General features: G+C 63.0%; 3 protein-coding genes and 1 pseudogene. 2 read left to right on the top strand and 2 right to left on the bottom strand.

Features of this window, described 5'->3' with window-relative positions:
• Positions 1 to 302 (top strand): hypothetical protein (locus tag EN750_RS39950; protein ID WP_210212743.1); only part of this gene is annotated, 302 nt, incomplete at its 5' end.
• 84 nt (positions 303 to 386) lie between these two features.
• On the opposite strand, the pseudogene EN750_RS14210 reads toward EN750_RS39950, so the two are convergent.
• A pseudogene (locus EN750_RS14210) lies at positions 387 to 2,530 on the bottom strand (TonB-dependent siderophore receptor).
• A 352-nt stretch (positions 2,531 to 2,882) separates the two neighbouring features.
• On the opposite strand from EN750_RS14210, the gene EN750_RS14205 reads away from it, so the two are divergent.
• On the top strand, positions 2,883 to 4,259 hold the full coding sequence (locus EN750_RS14205; RefSeq protein ID WP_127396789.1) for an MFS transporter: 1,377 nt from the start codon (positions 2,883 to 2,885) through the stop codon (positions 4,257 to 4,259).
• Between the two features lie 170 nt (positions 4,260 to 4,429).
• On the opposite strand, the gene purH is transcribed toward EN750_RS14205, so the two are convergent.
• Positions 4,430 to 6,046 (bottom strand): bifunctional phosphoribosylaminoimidazolecarboxamide formyltransferase/IMP cyclohydrolase, encoded by a 1,617-nt coding sequence (gene purH, locus EN750_RS14200; RefSeq protein WP_127396788.1) that lies wholly within the window; start codon positions 6,044 to 6,046, stop codon positions 4,430 to 4,432.
• Positions 6,047 to 6,278 lie beyond the last annotated feature (232 nt).

Below are 6,278 nucleotides of genomic sequence, written 5' to 3'. Positions count from 1 at the left end.
AGCTGGCACTGTCGCGCGCCGATCGTGTCGGTGGCGCGCGACAGTGCCAGCTGATCATAGTAGTCCGAAGGCGTGATCGAGCGTGCGGCGTCCTCGACACGCGGGATGCGGAAGGCATCGCGGTGGCGGCACTCACCGGCCACGCCGGGACGGCGGACCCGGTGGCGGCCTGGCTGGACGCCGGCGGCGAGCGGGTGGCGCGCATCCGCGAGCGGCTGCAGGCGCTGACCGAGGGCGGCGACATCACCGTGTCGCGGCTGTCGGTGGCGTCGGGGCTGATGAGCGATCTGACGGGGATGTGAACCGCCGACGATCACCACACGCATCACCGGATGCGTGTGGCTCTTTTCGAATGCCATCCGCCTCGAAACCGGCGTTCAAAAAGCTCACCAGGAATGTTTGAGCGTGCCGACGATCTTCAGCCGGTCGCCGTAAAATTCGGTTCCGTAATAGCTGGTTGTCAAATACTTCCGGTCGAACAGGTTCGTTGCGTTCAGGGCCAACGTCACGTCCTTGGTCATCTTGTAGCTGATCGCCGCATCCACCAGTGCGTAGCCGCCAATCGAAGTCGTGTTCGCGTCATCCCCGTAGGTTTGTCCGATATAGCGCACGCCTCCGCCGATGGTCAGGTCGCCACGCCGTCCCTCCTCGGGTAGCGTATAATCAACCCAGGCCGAAGCCAGGTGGCGAGGGACACGCTGCGGCCGATTGCCGGCATTTCCTCCAATACCGTCTTCCAGGATCTCGGCATCCCAGTAGGAATAGGCAAGTGTCAGGTTCAGGTTTTCCGCAATGGCGGCCTTGCCCTCGAGTTCGATGCCGCGGACGCCAACCTTGCCGATCTGCTGCTGGACAACAGGCGTGACATAGGTCGGAACATTGGTTTGGGTAAGGTCGAAGACCGCGGCCGTGAACAGGCCGTCGAAGCCGTCGGGCTTGTACTTGATACCTGCCTCATACTGCCTGCCCTCTTGAGGCTTCAGCGAACCCGAGACCGCATATCCGTTGCCGCTTGGCGCCACGAGCGGCTGGAAGCTTTCCGAATAGTTGGCGTAGACCGCGAGGTTCGGAGTGAATTTGTAGGTCAGGCCGGCACGCTTGGTGAAGGCGGATGCCGTGTCGTCGTCCTGCGTTCCCGAGTCGAGATAGTCCGCCGTCGTATGCACGCGGTCCCAGCGCCCACCCAGGGTGACGATCCAGCGGTCGTCAAACGTCAATTGCTCCTGGGCATAGACACCGACTGCCTGTTGCTTGACCCGCCAGTTCACGTAGGGGCCGAGATTGATGCAGGACAGACCGCAATAGGCCGGATTGTCGATGCCGATGGGACCGGCGGTGCCGAAGAGAATGTTTTCACGGGTGTTGTCGTTGGCGTAGTCGACGCCGACAAGCGTCTTGCTGCGATCCCGCCCCAGCCCGTATCGTATTGCAACTGATTGTCGAAGGCATAGCGGTTGGACAGGCCATCGACGGAAAATGCCGTGCGGTCCGCCGTGGGGTCAAGCGACGCGCCGTAGACCTCGGCGTAGTCGAGGCTCAAATGCGTGTAGCGGGCATTGGAGCGCAAGGTGAGGTTCTCGTTGAACTCGTGCTCGAACTGGTAGCCGATATCGACCTGCTCCGTGTTGAAGCGGTTGAAATCCGGCTCGCCCAGGAATGTGCCGATGTCGATATTGCCGCCAGCCGGGGTGCCGCGTGCGCCTGTGCCATCTCGCTTGTAATAGTCAGTCAGGATGGTGAGCGACGTTCCTTCCTCGGGCTTGATGGTCAACGCGGGCGCGATGTAAAGCCGATCGTCGTTGGAATAATCCCATCCTTGATCGCCATCCTTGGCCAGCCCGGTGAGCCGATAGGTCCACACGCCATCGGGGTCGATCGGCCCGCCAAAATCAACGCCAACCTCCTTGGTACCGTCGCCATAGGACGTGTAAATCTCCCCCTGCTTCTGGTCCAGCGGCCGCTTGGTGATGGCATTGACCAGTCCGCCAGGACCGTTGAGACCAAAAAGCGTCGATGTCGATCCCTTCAGGACCTCCACGCGCTGAAGTCCGTAAGGTTCGAGACGGCTGGCCGTGAACCAGGCGGGGATGCGCGCCGTGAGACCATCGCGATAGGTACCGAGCGATGTCTGGTCGAAACCGCGGATGCGAATATAGTCGTATCGGTCATCGTTGCCGAACTCGTCGGTGAGGACGCTGGATGTATAGGCCACGGCCTGCTGCAGGCTTTCGACATGGCGCGCCTCCAGTTCCTTCTGGGTTACCACTGAAACCGAGGCGGGAACGTCGACGATCGGCGTATCGGTCTTGGTGGCGGCCGCCGTATCCTCGGCGACGATCGTTTGATCGGGCCCGACAACGCGGTCCGACTTGCCGGTGACGACGATGGTTTCCAGTTGAGTTGCATCGTCCGGCGAAACCTCCTGGGCCCGGCCGGCCCCCACCGCTCCAAAAGATGCCGCTATCAAGGCACTGCTCGCAAACAATCGCCTTGCCTGAGTGCGCGACAATGCCTGTCGACCAATCGTCATCTCTTATTCCCTGTCAGACCATATCGAGCCGTTCGACCGGCGACTTTCCGGCCCTGCGCGAGCGCAATTAGTCAAACCGGACAAAAAGAGTCAACTTAATAATCAAGAAATTCGCGCCGGCGGCAATCGCTGCGAAGCAGGGGGTGGAGGACGGTGCCGGACCTTCGGTCCGACTTCCCTCGCGAGAAAAAATAAGGGCTTGGCCCGCGCCGCGGAGGAAAGCCAATTGCTGGGTTTTCGAACAACGAACGCCCGGCAGGGGCAAGGGACGGCACCAAGCTTCGTTCATTGCATGAGCGCATGAAACATGCAGACATGGCGCCCGACACGGAACCGGTGCCGGGGGATCATCATGACGGTAGAAACAGTGCAGCGTGCGTCCGGGCGCGGCATCTGGGGATGGATGTTGTTCGACTGGGCGGCGCAGCCGTTCTTCACCGTCGTCACCACCTTCATCTTCGGGCCTTATTTCGTGTCGCGGATGGCGAGCGATCCGGAAACCGGGCAGGCGGCCTGGGGCTACGGCATTGCCGCGGCCGGCCTTGTCATTGCAGTGCTGTCGCCGATCCTCGGCTCGATCGCCGACCAGACCGGACCGCGCAAGCCGTGGATCGCATTCTTTGCCGCGGTCAAGATCACCTGCCTTTGCATGCTTTGGTTCGCGGCCCCCGGTTCGAACCTTTTCCTGGTCGTGCTGTTCTTTTCGCTGGCGTCGGTGGCGGCGGAGTTTTCGACCGTGTTCAACGATTCGATGATGCCGCGCCTGGTGCCGAAGAGCGAGATCGGCCGGGTTTCCAACATGGCCTGGGGCCTTGGTTATCTCGGCGGCATGATCGTGCTGGTCTTCGTCGTCGCCTGCCTGGCCGGTTCGCCTGAGACCGGCAAGACGATCATCGGCATCGACCCGCTGTTCGGACTCGACCCGAAGCTCGGCGAGGATGCGCGCGCAACCGGCCCTTTGTCAGCCGGCTGGTACTTCCTGTTCATCCTGCCGATGTTCTTTTTCACCCCCGACGCCGTCAAGGGCCTGCCGATCGGTCCGGCTGTGCGAGAGGGGTTGGCGGAGCTGAAAGTGACATTGGGCGAGGTGCGCAAGCGCAGCGGCATCTTCCGCTTCCTCGTCGCCCGCATGATCTATCAGGACGGCGTCAACGCGCTGCTGGCGTTGGGTGGCACTTTCGCAGCTGCGATGTTCCACTGGTCGATCACCGAAATCGGTATTTTCGGCATCATTCTCAATGTCGTTGCCATCTTCGGCTGCCTGGTTGCAGCCCGTCTCGACACGGCGCTTGGCTCAAAAACCATCGTCATGATCTCGCTGGTCCTGCTCAGCATCGCCACGATCGGCATCGTCTCGACCGGGCCGGGCTACACGTTGTTCGGCCTCTGGATGATGCCTGGGCCGGACAGCGGCGGCCTGTTCGGCACGGCAGCGGAAAAAGCCTACATCTTCTTCGGCCTGTTGATCGGCGTGGCTTTCGGGCCGGTGCAGGCGTCGTCGCGATCCTACATGGCGCGCAGCGTCACGGCGGCAGAATCCGGCCGCTATTTCGGCATTTATGCACTGGCCGGGCGGGCGACCAGTTTCCTGGCGCCGTTCATGGTCGCGTCCGTCACCCTGGCCAGCGGCTCGGCGCGGCTCGGCATGGCGGTGATCGTGCTGTTCCTGGGCATCGGCATGGCGATCCTGGTCAAGACGCCCTATCCGGCGGACCGGCCGGCGGGATAGGAGCGCCTCTTTCCTTCCCCCCTTGTGGGAGAAGGTGGCCTCGCGAAGCGAGGTCGGATGAGGGGTGTTCCAGGGAACACCAACGTCTCACTTCGCTGGAACACCCCTCAACCGTCTCGGCGCTACGCGCCGATCCACCTTCTCCCGCAAGGGGAGAAGGAAGAAGTGCGTCAATGGCGGAAATGCCTGATCCCCGTAAACACCATGGCGATGCCGTGCTCGTCGGCAGCGGCGATCACGTCCTTGTCGTTCATCGAACCGCCCGGCTGGATGACGGCGGTGGCGCCGGCGGCGATTGCCGACAGCAAGCCATCGGCGAAGGGGAAGAAGGCGTCGGAGGCGACGACCGAGCCCTTGGTCAGCGGTTCGGCAAGGCCGGCGGCCTCGGCGGCGTCGAGTGCCTTGCGGGCGGCGATGCGTGAGGAATCGACCCGGCTCATCTGGCCGGCGCCGATGCCGACGGTGGCGCCGTCCCTGACATAGACGATGGCGTTGGACTTGACGTGCTTGGCGATGCGGAAGGCGAATTTCAGGTCGGCCATTTCGGCCGGCGTCGGCGCCCGCTTGGTCACCACTTTCAGTTCGAGGTCGTCGACGACGGCGTTGTCCCGGCCCTGGATGAGCAGGCCGCCGGCGACGGATTTGACCGTCGTACCCGGCGTGCGCGGGTCCGGCAGCCCACCGGTGACCAGCAGGCGCAAATTCTTTTTCGCCGCCACGATGGCCGCTGCCTCGTCGGTGGCGCCGGGCGCGATGATCACCTCGGTGAAGGTTTTTACGATCTCTTCCGCCGCCTCGGCGTCGAGGGTGCGGTTGACGGCGATGATGCCGCCGAAGGCCGAGACCGGGTCGCAGGCCAGCGCCTTGGCGTAGGCGGCTTTCAGCGAGTCGCCTTCGGCAACGCCGCACGGATTGGCGTGCTTGATGATGGCGACGGCCGCGGAAAGGTCGGGGTCGAACTCGCCGACCAGTTCGAAGGCGGCGTCGGTGTCGTTGATGTTGTTGTAGGATAGCTGCTTGCCCTGCAGCTGGCGCGCCGTGGCGACGCCCGGGCGCTTGTCGCCGTTGACGTAGAAGCCGGCGCTCTGATGCGGGTTCTCGCCATAGCGCATCACCTCGACCAACCTGCCGCCAAAGGCGCGCCATGTCGGATGTTCGATCTCGAGCGCCTCGGCGAACCAGCCGGAGATCGCCGCGTCATAGCTGGCGGTGCGGGCAAAGGCCTTGGCCGCCAGCTTCTTGCGGAAATCCAGCGAAAGCGAGCCGATGTTCATCTCCAGCGCAGTCAGCACCGAGGCGTAATCGCCGGGGTCGGTGACGATGGCGACATAGGCGTGGTTCTTGGCCGAGGCGCGGATCATCGCCGGCCCGCCAATGTCGATGTTTTCGACGATCGACGCGTAGTCGGCGCCGGAGCGGCGGACCTCCTCGAACGGATAGAGATTGGAGACGACGAGATCGATCGGCTCGATGCCGTATTTGCGCATTGCCGCGGAATGCTCCGGATCGTCGCGCACGCCAAGCAGCGCGCCATGCACCCCAGGATGCAAGGTCTTGACGCGGCCGTCCATGATCTCGGGGAAACCGGTGAGCTCGGAGACGTCGCGCACCGGAAGGCCCGCGTCAGCGATCGCCTTTGCCGTGCCGCCGGTCGAGACCAGCTCTACGCCTGCGGCTGCCAGCGCTTTGGCGAAATCGATGAGGCCGGTCTTGTCGAAAACGGAGAGCAGGGCCCGACGCACGGGAACAAGGTCTGGTGCGGGAATGTTCTTGGCGGCGACGGCCATGGGCTGGCAGCCTTTCACGACTGGTGTGATGGATGCCCGCGCCCGTAGCACATGCCGTCCGGAAATCAAACCGGCGGTCAGGTGGGGCAAGGCAATGAATCCGTATTAAAACGAAAAACCCGCCTGTGTGGCGGGTCACTGGCGCAAATCAGCACCATGGGCGAATTTGTACCATAGCTGAGGTCACCGAGTCAAGAAAAAATTCCTATCGCTGCCGACGAAAGCTGCCGAT

The organism is Mesorhizobium sp. M7A.F.Ca.ET.027.03.2.1, assembly GCF_003999175.1.
GTDB lineage: Bacteria > Pseudomonadota > Alphaproteobacteria > Rhizobiales > Rhizobiaceae > Mesorhizobium.
This window is presented reverse-complemented; position numbering and strand designations above follow the sequence as displayed.

Excerpts from the sequence above, each read along its gene's own strand:
- EN750_RS14205 (WP_127396789.1), top strand. The coding sequence starts at position 2,883 with ATGACGGTAGAAACAGTGCAGCGTGCGTCCGGGCGCGGCATCTGGGGA.
- purH (WP_127396788.1), bottom strand. The coding sequence starts at position 6,046 with ATGGCCGTCGCCGCCAAGAACATTCCCGCACCAGACCTTGTTCCCGTG.